Source organism: Janthinobacterium sp. GW821-FHT03C10 (assembly GCF_059420865.1).
In genome coordinates, this window is sequence record NZ_JBWKUN010000001.1 from 1,159,786 (window position 1) to 1,177,184 (window position 17,399).

At 64.6% G+C, this 17,399-nt stretch carries 16 protein-coding genes; 6 read left to right on the forward strand and 10 right to left on the reverse strand.

Features of this window, described 5'->3' with window-relative positions; genetic code table 11:
• The first annotated feature begins 301 nt into the window (after positions 1-301).
• Both AC07VH_RS04930 and AC07VH_RS04935 read left to right on the forward strand, forming a co-directional pair.
• Entirely contained in the window at positions 302-1,210 is a 909-nt protein-coding gene (locus tag AC07VH_RS04930) for a hypothetical protein (RefSeq protein ID WP_494786977.1), read from the forward strand.
• A 24-nt stretch (positions 1,211-1,234) separates the two neighbouring features.
• Entirely contained in the window at positions 1,235-1,648 is a 414-nt protein-coding gene (locus AC07VH_RS04935; protein WP_494786978.1) for a hypothetical protein, read from the forward strand.
• A gap of 19 nt (positions 1,649-1,667) precedes the next feature.
• On the opposite strand, the gene AC07VH_RS04940 is transcribed toward AC07VH_RS04935, so the two are convergent.
• A complete protein-coding gene (locus tag AC07VH_RS04940) occupies positions 1,668-4,328 on the reverse strand; it encodes a heparinase II/III domain-containing protein (RefSeq protein WP_494786979.1) in 2,661 nt (886 codons plus the stop codon).
• A 132-nt stretch (positions 4,329-4,460) separates the two neighbouring features.
• On the opposite strand from AC07VH_RS04940, the gene AC07VH_RS04945 reads away from it, so the two are divergent.
• Positions 4,461-4,877 (forward strand): hypothetical protein, encoded by a 417-nt coding sequence (locus AC07VH_RS04945; RefSeq protein WP_494786980.1) that lies wholly within the window; start codon positions 4,461-4,463, stop codon positions 4,875-4,877.
• A gap of 115 nt (positions 4,878-4,992) precedes the next feature.
• Here AC07VH_RS04945 and AC07VH_RS04950 read toward each other — a convergent pair whose 3' ends face one another.
• Together AC07VH_RS04950 and AC07VH_RS04955 are read right to left on the reverse strand one after the other, a co-directional pair.
• Positions 4,993-5,481, reverse strand: coding sequence for a tetratricopeptide repeat protein (locus AC07VH_RS04950; protein WP_494786981.1), 489 nt, complete (start codon positions 5,479-5,481; stop codon positions 4,993-4,995).
• Positions 5,478-7,511, reverse strand: a complete 2,034-nt coding sequence (locus AC07VH_RS04955; protein WP_494786982.1) for a bifunctional 2',3'-cyclic-nucleotide 2'-phosphodiesterase/3'-nucleotidase — start codon at positions 7,509-7,511, stop codon at positions 5,478-5,480. Before AC07VH_RS04955 ends, AC07VH_RS04950 begins: the two co-directional genes overlap by 4 nt.
• A 202-nt stretch (positions 7,512-7,713) precedes the next feature.
• Here AC07VH_RS04955 and prfB point away from each other — a divergent pair.
• The 3 genes from prfB to lysS all read left to right on the forward strand — a co-directional run bounded on the left by prfB (position 7,714) and on the right by lysS (position 11,070).
• A protein-coding gene (gene prfB / locus AC07VH_RS04960; protein ID WP_139143151.1) for a peptide chain release factor 2 occupies positions 7,714-8,818 on the forward strand; the annotation gives its coding sequence in 2 pieces (ribosomal slippage) (positions 7,714-7,794 and positions 7,796-8,818; 1,104 coding nt in all).
• Between the two features lie 2 nt (positions 8,819-8,820).
• A complete protein-coding gene (locus AC07VH_RS04965) occupies positions 8,821-9,522 on the forward strand; it encodes an HAD family hydrolase (RefSeq protein ID WP_494786983.1) in 702 nt (233 codons plus the stop codon).
• Between the two features lie 18 nt (positions 9,523-9,540).
• Complete coding sequence (gene lysS / locus AC07VH_RS04970) at positions 9,541-11,070, forward strand: lysine--tRNA ligase (protein WP_070291572.1); 1,530 nt, start codon at positions 9,541-9,543, stop codon at positions 11,068-11,070.
• A 192-nt stretch (positions 11,071-11,262) separates the two neighbouring features.
• On the opposite strand, the gene AC07VH_RS04975 is transcribed toward lysS, so the two are convergent.
• From AC07VH_RS04975 to AC07VH_RS05005, 7 genes are read right to left on the reverse strand one after another with little or no spacing between them, the layout of a single operon-like run.
• Entirely contained in the window at positions 11,263-12,264 is a 1,002-nt protein-coding gene (locus AC07VH_RS04975) for a Gfo/Idh/MocA family protein (protein ID WP_494786984.1), read from the reverse strand.
• A 12-nt stretch (positions 12,265-12,276) separates the two neighbouring features.
• A complete protein-coding gene (locus AC07VH_RS04980; RefSeq protein WP_489630691.1) occupies positions 12,277-13,299 on the reverse strand; it encodes a porin in 1,023 nt (340 codons plus the stop codon).
• A 35-nt stretch (positions 13,300-13,334) separates the two neighbouring features.
• Positions 13,335-14,294: a 2-hydroxyacid dehydrogenase gene (locus AC07VH_RS04985; RefSeq protein ID WP_494786985.1), complete on the reverse strand. Its 960-nt coding sequence runs from the start codon at positions 14,292-14,294 to the stop codon at positions 13,335-13,337.
• Positions 14,295-14,313: 19 nt separating this feature from the next.
• The gene (locus AC07VH_RS04990; RefSeq protein WP_494787117.1) at positions 14,314-15,273 is read right to left on the reverse strand and encodes a sugar kinase; all 960 of its coding nucleotides are present in this window, start codon (positions 15,271-15,273) and stop codon (positions 14,314-14,316) included.
• 11 nt (positions 15,274-15,284) lie between these two features.
• A complete protein-coding gene (locus AC07VH_RS04995) occupies positions 15,285-16,031 on the reverse strand; it encodes a sugar phosphate isomerase/epimerase family protein (RefSeq protein WP_475415168.1) in 747 nt (248 codons plus the stop codon).
• Entirely contained in the window at positions 16,028-16,762 is a 735-nt protein-coding gene (locus AC07VH_RS05000) for an amino acid ABC transporter ATP-binding protein (protein WP_034755389.1), read from the reverse strand. The genes AC07VH_RS04995 and AC07VH_RS05000 overlap by 4 nt, the downstream gene beginning before the upstream one ends.
• Positions 16,749-17,399: an amino acid ABC transporter permease gene (locus tag AC07VH_RS05005; RefSeq protein WP_494786986.1), complete on the reverse strand. Its 651-nt coding sequence runs from the start codon at positions 17,397-17,399 to the stop codon at positions 16,749-16,751. The genes AC07VH_RS05000 and AC07VH_RS05005 overlap by 14 nt, the downstream gene beginning before the upstream one ends.

Below are 17,399 nucleotides of genomic sequence, written 5' to 3' on the forward strand. Positions count from 1 at the left end.
CCCCATCGATAAATCATTGTAGGTGAGTAAACATGCACCAGCAACAACTACATATGACGCGTCGCAACATGCGAAAAAGACCGCATTACGCGTCCGATGTCAGTCTTTTGTAAGGAAAATATGGCGCAAATTGGCGCACCTGCGCCATTCCGCAACAGCCCTGGCGCCGATACGGGGCCGCCAGGCGACGTCGACAGCGAACTGATCTGGCGCAATACCGCCCTTGTTCAGCATGCTAACGTCGGCCATGCCAGCGCGCGCGCGCCGGCCCCGTCAGCCACTGCTACCGCATGGAGGCCATATGCAGCGCCCGTCGAACTCGTCCATTTCCACCCTGCTTCTTTACGCCAGCGCCAGCCTGCTGCTGGGAGGCTGCGCCACCGACCTGGCGCCCGTGCGCACCTTTGCCGACCAGACGCAAAAGATGTCGCTCCACTTCGAACCCATGCTGGCGGGCGGCGTCCACAGCTGCATGGACAAGGCCATGCGCAAGCGTTTGATCCTGGCCGAGCGTTTCGATGCGCAAGCCAGCGAACAGGCGGCGCGCGCCGACTGCGCCGCCATCGCGCAGGCCGGCGCGTCGATCGCCAGCCTGAACGACGTCCTGCTGCGCTATGCCCAGACCATGGCGGCGCTGGCCGATGACAGGCTGCCTCTCTACAAGGAAGAGCTTGGTGGACTCGGCGATGCGCTGGGCGGCCTGGCGCAACCGGTCGGCGGCGCGCCCCTGCTCGATGCGGACAAGCTGGCCAAGGTAGTCAAACTGAGCGAGCACCTGAGCCGCCTGGCCACGCAGCGCCGGCAGAAATCGGCCCTGCGCGAACTGCTCGACGAGCAGGAAGCCGTCGATATCGTCAGCGATGCGCTCAAGGAGTATGCGCAGCGCGGCTACCGGGCCGGCTTGCAGGATGAATTGCGCGACCTGGACCTGCTGCGCGGCGCCGTCGACCAAGCCGCGCCGCGCGAACCGCTGGCCGCCAATTACATCCGCACGCGCTTGCACCTGGAAGGCCGGCAACTACAGGAGCGGGAAAAGATCGTCGCCGCGTATGTCGCCGCCGTCGACACGCTGCAAGCGAGCGTGGCCGCGCTGAGGGCCAATCTCGACCGCCTGCAGGCGCCCGAACTGGAACGGCAGCTGGCGCAGTTTTCACGCGACGTCGACACGCTGCAGCGGCAAGCGGCGTTCTATGCCCCCGCCCGCTGGTAAGCGGCGCGCACACAGGAGTATCCCATGGCCCCACTGACCGAACTGACGAAAGACCAAAGCTACGCCATCGCCGACAGTCTGGCGCAAGCGTCGAGCCTGGTGCTGGAATTGCGCATCCGCGAACGCGAGGCGCTGGCGCCGGACGAGCGCGCACTGCTGGAACAATATGAAAACCACCTGGACCAGATGGTGGCACTGTTCCGCGCCTACGGCATTTACCTGACGGCCGAAGGCGCCGAGCAGGCGCGCGGCGACATCGAGGGCGCCATCGCCAAGGGCAAGGCGCAGCTCAAGCGCATCGCCGACGTCAAGGCCGCCATCGCGGCGGCGGCCAGACTGGTCGACCTGGGTGCCGCCATCTTGTCGCGCGACCCGTTCGCCATCGGCGAAGCGGCGGCCAGCCTGCGGGCCAGGCCGAAGAAGGAAGAAGCGGCATGAGCGCCAGCCTGTTGCCGCCCTACTCGATGCTGAGCACGCCCTGATCCGAACTGGGGTGCGTGCCCGCCCCTGGCGCAACCTCGACCAGGCTGCGGGCAAAAGCGCCGCCCGCCGGCGCCGACGTCAAGGCGTAATGGACGCCAGGCTTCAGGCCCGTGGCCAGGATGGCGCCGGCGGCCAGCGGCGAGGTCCAGTCCATGCGGGCAGCGGGCGCCACGTCGCGATTGAACAGCACGTGCAGCTGACTACCCAGCAACAGCGCCTCGGTATTGGCTACGGCCGCCAGGCGCCGCGTATCGGGCGGCTGCGCCGTACCGGTGGCGCCATCGTTGTCGGCGACAAACAGCGTGTGCAGGAAATACTCGGGCGCATCGACCGCAGGCGCCGTTGCCGATGTGACTTCCAGGCGCCAGGCGCCCACGTCCTCCTCCGTGGTTTTCTGCTCGCTCTTCTGCGGCGGATGGTTGAACCACAGATCGCTGCCATCGGCCTGGCGGCGGCGCACCATGAAACGGCAGTCGCCGCTGCTGGCCCATTGCTCGTTCGCCTTGACCGGGCTCATCTGCCTGCACATGGTGCCGTCATGATCGCGCCCGCCGACCTTGTGCACGACGGCATTCTCTGGCAGCACGGTTTGCGCGATCAGCATGCCGCCGCCATTACGCACGGTGGCGATGCGCCGCTGTCCCGCGCTGTAGCCGAGCTTGTAGCGCCCATCGCCGAGATTGCTCGTATTGGCAGTATTGGCGGCCGGGTCATGCGCCGTATGCAGCAAAAAAGTGGCCGGCAAGCCGCGTTTGCTACGCACGCTGTCGAAGATCACCGTCACCGGCTTGGGCCAGAATGCCGGCTGGCGCAGGAAGAGTATCTGGCGCACAAAACCGTTATTCCGGTCCAGCCTGGTAGCAGAATAGGCCTTGCTGGCATTGCCGCTGGCATAGGTATATTCCGGCGTATTTTCATAGCGCACGATGCCATCGAGCGCGTTCACGCCACCGGGCTGGATTTCGTCTATCGTCGGATAGTTCTGTTGCAGCGCTTGCATCCACTGTCCGCCATCGCGGCTGAGGCCGCTCGCCCCATTCATGAGACGCTCCGTTGGGTCGTCCACCGTATCATAGACCGTGATCGTGTTATGCGCCACACTGCGCGTGTAGTAATTCCACCAGTGCACGCTTTCATAGCTATCGTACAAGCCCGTATCGAGCAGCAATGGCGCCTTGTAATACAGCGCAAAGCTGTTCTGGTCGGCGTGCTGGTGATTCTGCGCGGCGAACGATGAGGACTTAAAGTCCAGCAACGTGGCATTCGCATAATCCCATGTGTCACGCATCACTACCTGGCCCGACACGCGGAAATGGCGCGCCAGGGGCAGGCTTGATATTGGCACGGCAGCCACTTCCGCCGGCCAGAACAAGCGTTCCAGGATCTCGTCGCCACCGCCGCGATGCGCCTTGACCTGATCGCGATAGAAAGACCAGGCGACGCCATCACCGCCAACGCTGGCCACGCCGCGCGACAACTGGCCGAGCAGTGGATTGCCTACGGGCAAATCATAGTTATCTCCGCTGGCAGGAAACGTGCCATTGCTGCGCAAACCGTAGATATATGGATACAGCAATTGATCCTGCCAGTCGGCCTGCAGCAGCGGCGTGCCGCCCGCATTGTCGAGTCCCGTGCGCCACAGCAGCAAGCGCTCGGGGATGCTCGACACACCATACGCAAAACCCATCTGATGACCGCCATCGGCCGAAATGGCGGCGCGCGCGGCCATGAAGCCCTTGTCGAAATGTGCATACGCCGTGTCGATCATCGGCACGACTTCGGGATGCTCTTCCGCGATGGCCAGCAAGCCCAGCGCCATGTTCGTCACGGCGCTGAAGGCGTGGCCGCTGACATAATAAGTGGCAATCGAGGGAGATGCAGCAGGGCGGCTCCAATGTTCGTATACGGGTTTCTGCTCGCAATCGAAGACCGTACTCGTGTCGCGCAAGTGCTGCTGGCTGCCACACATGGAAGCCACCAGATGGTCGCCCTTGGTTGCCGTATTTTCGGCCGCTATCGTATCCTTGATCCTCTGCGCCAGGGCGGACCGGTAAGACCCGCCTCCCATTGCGGCAGGCACACTCTCGCTGCCCATCAGATCAAACAGCCAGTCATAGACGAGGCCCATGGCAGCCACCCTGCCCCCCATCGACCATTCATTGCCGGCGGGCAGTGGGCTCGCCAGCAGCATGTCGGCATACGTCAGCAGGCCCTGCCTGTACTTGTCCTGCTCCGTCAGCAGCCATGCCATGGACAGCAATTGCGCGCTTTCATAGATCGTCCCGCGATGCCCGGTGGCGACATTGCACGCTTTCGGGTAGTCGGACGACGTGGGCGCGATCGTGGCGCAGCTGCGGATTTCCGCCAGGCGCTTGTCGGCCGCATAAATGAAGGCATTCCAGGCGATGTTGAGTCCCGCATGCATGGTGGGATAGCTGATCAATGCCGCACCCTGGCCATCACGCAAGACGAAGCCCTGCATCTCTTCGTTGCGCCTACCGCCGAGGCTGAATATCTGCGCATCCGCCTTCCACTCGACGGGCACCCCGTTCTCGGTCTTCCAGACGGCAGGAATGGCGACATCGTTTACCGTCAACTCGAGCCGGTGCGCCTGGCTGTCCCAAGAGAATCGCATCCTGGAGAGCTCGCCTGGCTTCAAGTTGACCTGGGTACTTGAGGCATACACGTTATTTCCCAGCAATGCGAACTGGATACCCACCGTTCCGCCACTGTTTCCCGCCCCGGCGGGCACATCCCAGCCATCCACATGGCGTATCAGAATCGCATTGCCAGTACCAATGTACTGGCCAAAAATGGCTTGATCCGCCGTGTCGCCGCTATTTTTGTGCTGCGCCAGCAACTGAAAACCGATGCTGCCCTTGGTGGCGGGGAAGCGCGCAGTGGGGTAATAAGGCAGTTGTGCCTTGAGGGCTTCAAAGCCAGCCTGGCTAACAAACAGCTTCGGATGGCCCATCTTGACAGGCGCGGGCAGCTGCGCCATCGCGCAAGACGCCACCATCGCCAGCATGCCCAGACCCGCATGCCGCCATCGTTTGCCCGGCAGGCGCGGGGAGACATCACGGACGGATTTCCTTGCCATTGCTTGCATTGCCATACGTTTCCTCAATTTCCACAACAAAGTTATCAAAAGACCATTCATGACATACTGCCACGGATCTTTTAATAACAACAATAAATGGACTCAAACTGAGCCAAATAGAGAAGAAAATATAAGGAAAGGACTTATTTGCGAGAATTAATATTTCTTGAGAAAAATAAGCAATTCTCCAGGCGCATCATCACGGCTCGGCGGCACGGTGCCCCATCGCATGCGTGGCCATCTTCAGGTACAGGAAGGACTGTTCCTCGCTATGCGCATAGCCCATCTGCCCTTCGGCCAGGGCGACGGATTTCTGCTGCAGCGCTTCCGGGTAGTCCAGGTCGCAGGCGGCGTCGAGCCAGTAGCGCGCCCTGGCTTCGTCGGTATCGGCCAGCATGTTCGCCACGATGAACATGGCGGGCGCCACGCCCCGTTGCGCGGCCAGCTCCAGCCAGCGCAGCGCGGCAGCGCCGTCCTGCGGGCCACCCATGCCGTTCTTGTGCATCAGTCCCAGATAGTACGCGGCGGGACCGCTGCCCTGCCCCGCCTCGCGTTCGAACAGGATGCGCGCCTGCGGCTGGGTCGCGACTCCCGCGCGCATCAAGGTCTTGGCCTGGGCCGTCAGGTCCGGCCCTGCCGATGCCAGCGGCGATACGGCCAGGGCGATGGCACACAACCATGCCTTCACTTCGACAGGTCCACTTGATACAGCGCAAAGCCCTTGCCCGCGCCGTCGTCAGCTTTCAGCTGCGTCACGTTGTCGATGCCGGCCGCTTTGGCCAGCTCGATCACGTTCGGCGCCGAGTGAAACACCACCGGGCCTTTGGTGGCCACCTTGGCGAAGCGCCAGCTGCGCGCCGCGCCGTTTTTCGCGCGCGTCAGGTTTTTCTGCTGCGTCACATACGCGATCAAGAGTTCGCGGTTGTTGTCGGGCGAGGCCACCACCGTCTTGCTGCCGTCGAGGCCAGGGAAATTGCCGCCGCCGCTGGCACGGTAGTTGTTCGTCGCGATGAGGAACTCCTGGCTGGAATCCACGGGCTTGCCCTTGTACGTCAGCGCCTGGATGCGCTGGCCCGGCGGCTGCGTGACGTCAATCTGGTAGCGCACGTCGGCGCTCGTGATCGTATCGAAGTTGTAGCTCGGGTGGGCCGTGTTGACCAGCTCCTGTGCTTCCAGCTTATTCGGGTCGATGGTATTGAAGCGCCGCGCCGACTGCTCCAGCCAGGCTTTCAGCTCCGCGCCATTCATCTTCACGCCGTACAGCGCGTTCGGATACAGATACAGGTCGGCCGCGTTATTCAGCGCCACGTTGCCCGCCTTGACGTCCGTGTAGTCGGACACCCCGGCCGAGCCGCTCTTGAACGGCGACGACATCGACAGCACGGGCAGATGCGCGTACTGCGGCAGGTTCGCCTTCACATACGCGGCCAGATAACTCGATTGCGCCTGGTTCACGACCTCGATGGCGCTGACGTCGCCCACGTCGGCGAAATACGTCGACATGCGGAAGTCCGTGGCGCCGACCGGTGTCTGCACGTAGGCGATCGTCGCCGCGTGCTCCTCGGCCACCAGTGTGGCGATGGCGGCATCGGGCTGTACATAGCTTTTATCCGCGTTCTGGATGCCGCGCGCTTCCACCGTCGTGGCGCTCTTGTCGATGACCCACTGCTTGCCGTCGTGTCGCAGGGAGAGGCCGATCACGCCCAGGTGCTTGCCCCACAAATTGGCCATCACGGTGGGCACGCCGTTGACCAATCCCTTGACCTTGTCGACGCCGGGCAAATTAAACTGCGGCACCGTGCTGGCCGCGTTCGGGAACAGCTGGTGCGAATGGCCGATCAGCATGGCGTCCACGCCCGGCACTTGCGACAGGTAGTAATTGCCGTTTTCCATGGTGGGCGAGTACGGGCTGTCATCGAGGCCGCCGTGCGAGATGGCCACCACCAGTTCGGCGCCCTTCGCGCGCATCTCGGGAATGAATTTTTCCGCCGTCTCGCGCACGCCCTGCGTATAGACGCGCCCTTCCAGCCAGCGCTTGTCCCAGGCCATGATGGTGGGCGGCGCGAAGCTGATGATGCCCACCTTCACGGTGGCGGTGATGGCCTTGCCATCGGGGCCGGCGGCCGTGATCTGCTTGTCGATGATGTGGTACGGCGCAAACAGGGGCTTGCCCGTCCTGGCGCTGTAGACGTTGGCCAGCACTTGCGGGAACGCGGGGCCGGCGCAGCGCGGTTTGCCGGCATCGACGCTGTCGACGTCGAAGCGGTTGCCCGTCACCTGGCTCAGGAACGCCAGGCCGTAGTTGAATTCATGGTTGCCGATGCCGCCGCCGTCCACTTTCAGCAAATTCATCGCCTTGTAGATGGCCAGGGTCTGGTCGCAGGCCAGCGGTTTGACCAATGCCTGGTAGTCGGCCAGCGCCGTGCCCTGGATGGTGTCGCCGTTGTCGAGCAGCAGATTGTTCGGGAATTGCGCACGCGCCTGGGCGATCAGGGCCGCCGTGCGTTCCAGGCCGATCGACGGTTCCGCCTGCAGCTTGTAGTAGTCATAACTGAGTACGTTCGCGTGCAAGTCCGTCGTCTCCAGCAGGGCCAGGGTGGCGCTGCTGCCGGCCGGCGCGGCCGATGGCGCCGGGGCGGATCCCGTGGCGGCGGGCGGCAAGGCGCCGCAGCCGGCCAGCAGCAGCGGTAACAGGGCGAGACGGGGAAGTTGAAGCATGATGTGTTCCTGTGGAAAGACAATATCGCCAGCATCATACGCAGCACGATAGCCATCATCAAGGCAAAAATATTGTCGCAAATACAGCAAAATACGCATTTTATTGCCCCGCGCGGCCGCAATTGCGCCGCGGCGGCAGCGGAAACGCGCCACGCTCGCGTATAATTCAGGGTTTGATTTCACCATAGAAGACCAGAACATTATGGAAGCCGAACGCATCAATATCATCTCCGCCCTGCTCAACGACCTGACGGTCCGCGAAGCCGAACTTCGGAGGTATCTTTGACTTCACTGTCAAGTCGGAGAAACTAGAGCAAGTCAACGAAGAACTGGAAGACCCTACCGTCTGGAACGATCCCAAGCGCGCCCAGGACCTCGGTAAGGAGAAGAAGGCGCTGGAAGCTATCGTCTTTACCCTGGCCAAGGCCGATGCCGACCTGCGCGACACCCGCGACCTGTTCGACATGGCCCGCGAAGAAGGCGACGACGAGACCCTGGAAGCGATCGAGCAGGACGTGCAGGAAATCCGCAAGGTCATCGAAAGCATGGAATTCCGCCGGATGTTCAACAATCCGATGGACCCGAACAACTGCTTCATCGATATCCAGGCCGGCGCCGGCGGCACGGAAGCCCAGGACTGGGCTTCGATGCTGCTGCGCCAGTACCTGCGCTATTGCGAACGCAAGGGTTTTAAAGTTGAAATCCTCGAGCAGTCCGACGGCGAGGTCGCCGGCATCAAGACGGCCACTTTGAAGGTCGAAGGCGATCACGCCTACGGCTTCCTGCGCACGGAAACGGGCGTGCACCGCCTGGTGCGCAAGTCGCCGTTCGACTCCGCCAACGGCCGCCACACCTCGTTTACGTCGCTGTTCGTGTATCCGGAAGTCGACGATTCGATCGAGATCGACGTCAACCCGGCCGATATCCGCGTCGATACCTACCGCGCGTCGGGCGCCGGCGGTCAGCACATCAACAAGACCGACTCCGCCGTCCGCATGACCCATGCGCCGACCGGCATCGTGGTGCAGTGCCAGAACGACCGTTCGCAGCACCGCAACCGCGCCGAAGCGATGGAAATGCTGAAAGCGAAACTGTACGAGCATGAACTGCGCAAGCGCATGAGCGAACAGCAAAAGCTGGAAGACTCGAAGACGGACGTGGGCTGGGGTCACCAGATCCGCTCCTACGTGCTGGACCAGTCCCGCATCAAGGACTTGCGCACCGGTTTCGAGACGGGCAATACCAAGGGCGTGCTCGATGGCGACATCGACGACTTCATCTCCGCCTCGCTCAAGCAAGGCGTATAAGGATGAACGCATCCGCTCCGGTGCCGGCGCAGCGCGCCTTCCTGTTCGACATGGATGGCACGATCGTCGACAACATGGCCTTCCACACGACATCGTGGCTGGCGTTCTTTGAACGCCACGGCCATGCGCTGGACGCGGACGCCTTTTTCCGCGACACGGCAGGACGGCAGGGCCGCGAAATCATCGCCAAGTACCTGGGCGAGGATGCCGACCACGTCACCCTGCTGGCTGAAAAGGAAGTCGTCTACCGCGAACTGTATGGCCCGCACCTGGCCACGGTGCTTGGCCTCGACCGGCTGATCGCCAGCGCGCGCCGGAATGGCGTGGGGCTGGTGGTCGGCACGGCCGCGCCGGACGAGAATATCGCGTTCACGCTCGACGGCCTGGACCTGCGCCACCGCTTCGACGCCATCGTCGGCGCCGCCGACGTGGAACGGGGCAAGCCGCACCCGGACGTGTTCCTGAAAGGCGCGCAGCTGGCCGGCGCGCTGCCGCAAGACTGCATCGTCTTCGAAGACGCGCCCCTGGGCGTGGAAGCGGCGCGCCGTGCCGGCATGCGGGTCGTGGTACTCACCACCACCCTGCCGGCCGAGGCGTTTGCCGCATTCGACAACATCATTGCCATCGTGCCGGATTTCTCCGCACTCGACGTCGACGCACTGTTTGCCAGCGTGGCGCCAGCGCTGGCACCACATCATCAATAATCACCAACGAAGAACACCATGACTACGGATATCCAAGAACAAGCCGCCGCCCCCGATGAAAACAAGATCATCGCCGAGCGCCGCGTCAAGCTGGCCGCACTGCGCGAACAAGGCGTCGCCTTCCCGAACGATTTCCGCCCCGAGCACAAGGCGGCCGATCTGCACGCGCAATACGGCGGCAAGACGCGCGAAGAGCTGGAAGCCGAACCTGTCACCGTGGTGCTGGCCGGCCGCATGATGCTCAAGCGCGAAGCGGGCAAGAAAGCCGCCTTCGCCACCCTGCAGGACGCTTCCGGCCCGAAGGCCGACGGCCGCATCCAGATCTACGCCACGCTTGATCTCACCGGCGAAGCGGCCATGGCCGCCCTGCACCACTATGACCTGGGCGATATCCTGGGCGTGACGGGCACCCTGTTCAAGACCAAGACGGACGAACTGACCATCAAGGTCACCGAACTGCGCCTGATCACCAAGTCGCTGCGCCCGCTGCCGGACAAATTCCACGGCCTGGCCGACCAGGAAACGAAGTACCGCCAGCGCTACGTCGACCTGATCATGAACGAAGAGACGCGCCGCACCTTCAAGGCGCGTACCGCCGCCATCTCGTCGATCCGCCGCTTCATGGAAAAGAACGAGTTCATGGAAGTGGAAACGCCGATGCTGCACACGATCCCCGGCGGCGCGGCGGCCAAGCCGTTCATCACGCACCACAATGCGCTCGACATGCAGATGTTCCTGCGCATCGCGCCCGAGCTGTACCTGAAGCGCCTGGTCGTGGGCGGCTTCGACCGCGTGTTCGAGATCAACCGCAACTTCCGCAACGAAGGCGTGTCGATCCGTCACAACCCGGAATTCACGATGATGGAATTCTATGCGGCCTATACCGACTACAAATGGCTGATGGATTTCACGGAAGCCGTCATCCGCCAGGCCGCCATCGACGCGCACGGCACCGCCACCCTGACCTACGGCGGCCGCGAACTCGATTTGGCAAAACCGTTCCACCGCCTGACCATCGTCGAAGCGATCAACAAGTACGCGCCGGGCTACACGCCGGAGCAGCTGAACGATGCTGACTTTATCAAGGAAGAGCTGAAGAAGTTCGGCGTCAAGCCCTTCGCCACGGCCGGCCTGGGCGCGCTGCAACTGGCGCTGTTCGAAGAGACGGCTGAAGCGCAGCTGTGGGAACCGACCTACATCATCGACTATCCGGTCGAAGTGTCGCCGCTGGCGCGCGCTTCCGACACGGTGGCCGGCATCACCGAACGCTTCGAGCTGTTCATGGTGGGCCGCGAGATCGCCAACGGCTTCTCCGAGTTGAACGATGCGGAAGACCAGTCGGCCCGCTTCCTGGCGCAAGTGGCCGCCAAGGACGCCGGCGATGAAGAGGCGATGTTCTACGACGCCGACTACATCCGTGCGCTGGAATACGGCATGCCGCCAGCCGGCGGCTGCGGCATCGGCATCGACCGTTTGATGATGATCATCACGGATTCGCCGAACATCCGCGACGTCCTGCTGTTCCCTCACCTGCGCCGAGAAGAGTGATGAACACCTGAAAAATCTACTGCGCGTCGCGATTTGCGGCCTGCGATGCTCACTGTGCTATAGCACAGTTGCGCTTCTTAGCCGCAACTCACATCCGCTCGCTACGATTTTTCAGGCGTTCGAGGCTTCAAGGCAAAAAAAAGCCGCCTGATTTTTGCGATCAGGCGGCTTTTTTACGTCTGCCGCAGGTCGTCAGCCGGCCAGGGTCACGCGCTGGTGGCTGCGGCTCGCTTGCTGCGCCGCCAGCGCCGTCGCCAGCGCGCGCATGCCGTCGTCGCCCGTGGCTGCCGGCTGCCCTTCGCCGCGCATGGCGCGCTGGAAGGCGCGCACCGAGCGCACGTACAGGTTTTCATGCTCGACGGGGATGTCGATGCTGCCGCCGTCGCGCGTCAGGCTGATGCTGCCGACGGGGCGCTGCGTCATCACGCCGGTGGCGAAGATGGTGCCCTTGCTGCCGATGATTTCCACGCCGGACAGCGAATACGGCGCGTTGAACGCGTCGTGCACCTGCACCAAAGTGCCGTTGTCGAACTCGATGACGGCCATCAGACCCTCTTCCAGCCCCGCCACCGTCATGCCGCCGCTGGTGGCGCAGGCGGTGACATGGCGCGGTTCCGCGTCCAGCAGGAAGCGCAGGGTATCGACATCGTGCACGAACATGTCGAGCGTGACGCCGCCCGATTCCGGCGCGTCCAGACGCCAGCCCCGCAGGTGCTGCGGCAGGTTGTTCGCGTGCAGCACGCGGCAATACAAGGGCTGGCCGATCTCGCCCGCGCGTATCAGCTCGCGCACCTTGCCGTGGCTGGCGGCGTTGCGCAAGTGGTGGTTAATCCCCAGCACCACGCCCGCTTCGGCGCAGCCGTCGACCATGCGGCGGGCGTCCTCCAGGTTCAGCGCCAGCGGCTTCTCGCACAGCACGTGCTTGCCCGCGCGCGCCGCCTGCAAGGTCTGCGCCATGTGCCACTCGTTGGTGGTGCTGATGTACACGGCGTCCGCGCCCGGATGGGCCAGCGCCGCATCGAGGTCCGTGTAGCTGGCGGCGATGCCGAATTGTTCCGCAAAGGCGGCGCCGCGCGCGGCATCGCGGCTGACCACGGCCAGCACTTCCGCATCGCCCTGCTGGCGGATCGCGTCGACCATCCATTCGCGCGCCACGGTGCTGGCGCCGACCAAAATCCATCCGATTTTCTTCATTCGATTCTCCAGTTAAAAAGTGTGGCGCAGGCCCAGGTTCCAGGCCTGGTTGCCGGTGCCGTTGTCGGTGGCATTGCCCACCAGGTAGGCGGCGCCGTTGCGGTTGTCGATGTGCGCGTAGGCCGCGTACAAGGTGCTGCGTTTCGACAGCGCGTACGTGTAGCCGATGCCGAGCTGGCTAGCGTCGCCGCTGGCGGCGCGCCGGTCGTCGCGCCGCACGTACGAAAACAGGATGCGGTGCGGACCCACGGGCACGGTGGCGCCCAGCATCAGGTCCGCGCTGTCGACCGTGGTGGCGGCACCGGCCGTGCTCTTGCTGACGGCGACGGCGCCATGCGCCTTGACCACGCCGAAGTCCCAGGTGGCGCCCAGCACCGTGTTTCTCGCCGTCCCCACCACCTGCGCGGCAGACAGGGTATTGGCGTCCTGGTGCGCCATGCGCACGTACAGCGGCCCGCTGGCATAGGTGGCCGCCGCGCCCATGTAGCGCCTGGCCGAAGCGTCGCCCGGCACTTCGCCGAAGCCGTACGCCAGTTCGCCGGACAGCCCTCCGCGCACGGGCGAGCTGTAGCTGATGCTGTTGTCGACCCGGCTGATGTAGCCGGCCGTAAAGACATTGCTCATCCTGCCAGCAAAACCCAGGTAAAACGGGTCCAGCACGCCCAGGCTGCTATCGATGAACGTGTACTGGCGGCCCAGCCGCAAGGTGCCTGCCGCACTGGCGAGGCCGACGAAGGCCTGGCGTCCGAACAGCAGGCCGCCCTGGGCCGAAGCGCCCGTGTCGGCCAGGATGCCCGCATCCATCGTAAAGATCGCCGTCATGCCGCCGCCCAGGTCTTCGCTGCCCTTGAAACCCAGGCGCGAACCGTTGGCGATGCCGCTCGTCAGCTTGAGCACCCTGCCTCCGGGGCCGCCGCTCTCGGACACCACGCCCAGGTCCGCGATGCCGTACATGGCCACGTTCGACTGCGCCGCGCACAGGCCGCCGCAGGCGCCCGCGCCGATGATCATTGCCCTTGCTACCTTGTTCTTCATCTCTTGCCCTGTCCATTCTTTTATAAATACTGTTCTTAGCTGACCAGGTGGCGCGGCCGCTCGCCGCGCAGGCCGGCCAGCAGGTTGTCCACGGCCTGCTGCGCCATGGCGTAGCGCGTTTCGTGCGTGGCCGAGCCGATATGCGGCAGCGCCACCACGTTGGCCATGCCCGGCAGCGGATTGTCCGGCGCCAGCGGTTCGCGCTCGAACACGTCCAGGCCGGCGCCGTGGATGGTGCCCTGCTGCAGGGCCTCGATCAGCGCCGCCTCGTCGACGATGCGCCCGCGCGAGCCGTTGATGAAGATGGCGCCGGGGCGCATCAGCGCGAATTCGCGCCGCCCCATCATGCGTTCCGTCTGCGTCGTCAGCGGCAGCACCACGCAAACGAAGTCGGAGCCGGCCAGCAGCTCGTCGAGCGCCACCTGGCGCGCGCCCAGCGCCGCCTCCACCTCGGGCACGGCCTCGCCGTTCACGTACAGCACCTGCATGCCGAAGCCCAGCGCGGCGCGGCGGGCGACGGCGCGGCCGATGCGGCCCATGCCCAGCATGCCGATGGTCTTGCCGTGCACATTGACGCCGTACTGGCTTTCGCCCACGCTGCGCGTCCAGCGTCCCGCCTTGACGAATTCGGCCAGTTCGACGACCCTCCGCGCGCTGGCGAGGATCAGCGCGAAGATCGTGTCGGCCGTCGTTTCCGTCAGCACGTCCGGCGTATTGGCCAGCAAAATGCCCCGTTCGCGCAAGTAATCGACGTCGAACTGGTCGACGCCCACCGAAATGGTGGAAATGATGCGCAGGTCCAAGGCCGGGTCCAGCAGTTCGCGGTCCAGGCGCACGCTGGCACCCAGCAAGCCATGCGCGCCGCGAATGGCGGCGGCGAACGCGGCGCGGTTGCCCCCATCGATCGCTTCGAAATACGTCACCTCGCATTCGGCGCGCAGGCGCGCCAGCAGCGGTTCGGCCAGCTTTTTATACACAAGCACATGTTTTTTCACGAGTTTTCCCCTGTTCGGTTCAAGATTGGCCCAGCGCGTCGAGCTGGGCGCGGGTCGGCAAGCCTTCCATGTCGCCGGCCACCTGGATGGCGAAGGCGCCGACGCGGTTGCCGCGCCGTACCGCCTGCGCCAGCGGCAAGCCTTCCAGCAAGGCGCTGACCAGGCCGGCCGCGAAGCCGTCGCCAGCGCCCACCGTGTCGACCACGTTGGCCACGCGCTCGCCCGGCACCATGCCGCTGTCGCCGTCGGCCGTGCGGTAGTAGGCGCCCTCGGCGCCCAGCTTGATGACCACCAGCCGCGCGCCCTGCTGCAGATAAAAGCCGGCGACGTCGTGCGGCAGGTCATGACCGGTGAGGATTTTTCCCTCCCCCAGGCCGGGCAGCACCCAGTCGGCCCTGGCGGCAAGGCGGTTGATCTGTTCCACCATGACGGCTTGCGACGGCCACAGCGAAGGCCGCAGATTCGGATCGAACGACACGGTCCGGCCATGCTCGCGCATGAAGTCGATGGCCTGGCCGGCGAACGCCAGGCTGGTCTCGGACAGCGCGGCGGCCACGCCCGTGGCGTGCAGGTGGCGCGCGGAAAGGAAATAGGCGGGGTCGAAGTGCTCGGGCGCCAGCCGGCTGGCGGCGGAACCCTTGCGGAAGTATTCGACCAGGGGATCGGCGCCGTTCTCGGCCTTCTCCTTGAGCAGGAAGCCGCTGGACTGGCCGGCGACGGCGGCGACCCGGCTGCAATCGACGCCTTCGGCCTGCACGCTGGCGCGGATGAAGCGGCCGAACGAGTCATCGCCCACGCGGCTCAGCCAGCCGACTTTCAAGCCGAGGCGCGCCAGGCCGATGGCGACGTTCGTCTCGGCGCCGGCCAGGCGGCGCGTGAAATGCGCCACGGCCGCCAGGTCGCCCGTTTCCTCGGCAACGAACATCGCCATCGCTTCGCCGTAGGTGACGACGTCGAGCGCATGCGCTCCATGCATCATTTCGTGTTCCATCATGCGGCCTCCAGCATCCGGATGTAGCGGCCCGTTTCGGCCACCAGGTCGGTAGCCTCCAGCGGGAATTCGATGGCCCGCTGCACGCCCGGCGCAAAGTGCGCGAAGACGGCGCGCCAGGCCGGATCGGCGTCGGAAACGGCGCAGGCGGACAGCCGGCCCCCATCCTCCAGCACGGCCTTGCAGTGCACATAGCGCACGTACGGCGCCAGCAGGCGCGCCGCCTGCTGCGCATCCTCGCCCACCCAGCGCCAGTTGCCGATGTCGAAGGTCAGCCCCACCGGCAGGCCGATGTCGCGCGCCGCAGCCAGGAAGCGCGCCATGGTCGCCAGCTTGCCGCCATGGGCCGTCTGGTCGTTTTCCACCAGCAGCGCCACGGGCGCCGCCGCCAGCTGGGCGTTCAAGGCGTGCAAGGCCGGCGCGGCCGGGTAATAACCCAGCGACACCTTCAGGTAGCGCGCCCCGAGGCGCGCCGCCTCGTCCAGCATCTGCTGCAGCAGTTCCTGCCGTAGCAGCCCGTCCGCGTCCCACAATTCGATGGGCGTGGAATACACCGAGTACAGGCCGCGCGCGGCCACCGCCGCGCCCATGCGCGCCAGGTCCGGCCAGTCGGAGGTGAACAGTTCGCGGCGGATCTCGATGCCGGCGCCGCCCGCATCGGCCACCACGTCGATGAAATGGCTTTGCCCCAGCTGCCTTACCCTGCTTGCGCCGTAGGCCGACGCCGCCACCAAAACGGGGCTCATTTGATCGCTCCCGCGCCGACGAACTGGCGCGCTTCGGGCGTTTGCGGATTGCTGAAGAACGCTTCCGACGGCCCGCTTTCCCACACCAATCCCTGGTGCATGAAGACGGTGACGTCAGCCATGCGCCGCGCGAATTCCATCTCGTGCGTCACCAAGAGCATCGTCATGCCCGCCTGCGCCAGCTCTTCCATCACCTTCAGCACTTCCTGCGTCAGTTCCGGGTCGAGCGCCGACGTCACTTCGTCGAACAGCATCACCTGCGGCTCCATCGCCAGCGAACGGGCGATCGCCACGCGCTGCTGCTGGCCGCCCGACAGCTGCTCGGGATAGGCTTCGCGCTTGTGGTCCAGGCCCACCTGCTTGAGCACGCGCAGCGCCGTGGCGCGGCCCTGGGCGTCGGGCACCTTCTTGACGATGCGCGGCGCCAGCATGACGTTTTCTTCCACCGTCAGGTGGGGGAACAGGTTGTAGCTCTGGAAGACCATGCCGACGTCCTTGCGCAAGTCGAGCAGGTGTTCCTGGCGCGCCGTCAGCGTGTGGCCGGCCACGACGATGCTGCCGCTGTCGATGGTTTCCAGGCCGTTGATACAGCGCAGCATGGTGCTCTTGCCGGAGCCGCTGCGGCCGATCACGGCGATCACCTGGCCCCGCTCGACGGCGAACGAGACGCCCTTGAGCACGTGGTTGGCGCCGAAGCTCTTGCTGATATTGTCGATTTCAACGATGGGCATGGAATTTCCTTTCCAGTGAATGGCTGTAGCGCGACAGCGGATAGCACATCGCGAAGTAGATCAGGGCGACGACGGGGAAGACGATGAAGGGCAGGAAGGTCGCATTGCTGACCAGTTGCCCTGCCCGCGTCAGTTCCACCACGCCGATGATCGAGGTGATCGAGGTGTTCTTGATGATCTGCACCATGAAGCCCACCGTCGGCGGCAGCGAATGGCGCAGCGCCTGCGGCAGGATGACGTAGCGCAGCTGCTGGTAGCGGTTCAGCGCCAGCGCGGCCGACGCTTCCCACTGCTGCCGCTGCACGCCTTCGATGCAGCCGCGCCAGATCTCGCCCAGGTAGGCGCTGGCAAAGATCGTCATCGCCGCGCCAGCCGCGATGAGCGGCGACAGCTTGTAGCCGAACAGGGCCAGGCCGTAATACGTCAGGAACAGCACGATCAGCACGGGCGTGCCCTGGACCAGCTGGATGTACAGGGCGCTGATGCAGCGCAGGAACGGGCTGCGCGCCGTGCGCAGCAGCGCCACCGCAAAGCCGGCGATGCCGCCCGTGATAAAGACGAGCAGCGACAGGCCGATGGTCCAGCGCGTGGCCTCGAGCAGGAATTGCAGGTTATCCCAGGAAAAATCACTGATCAT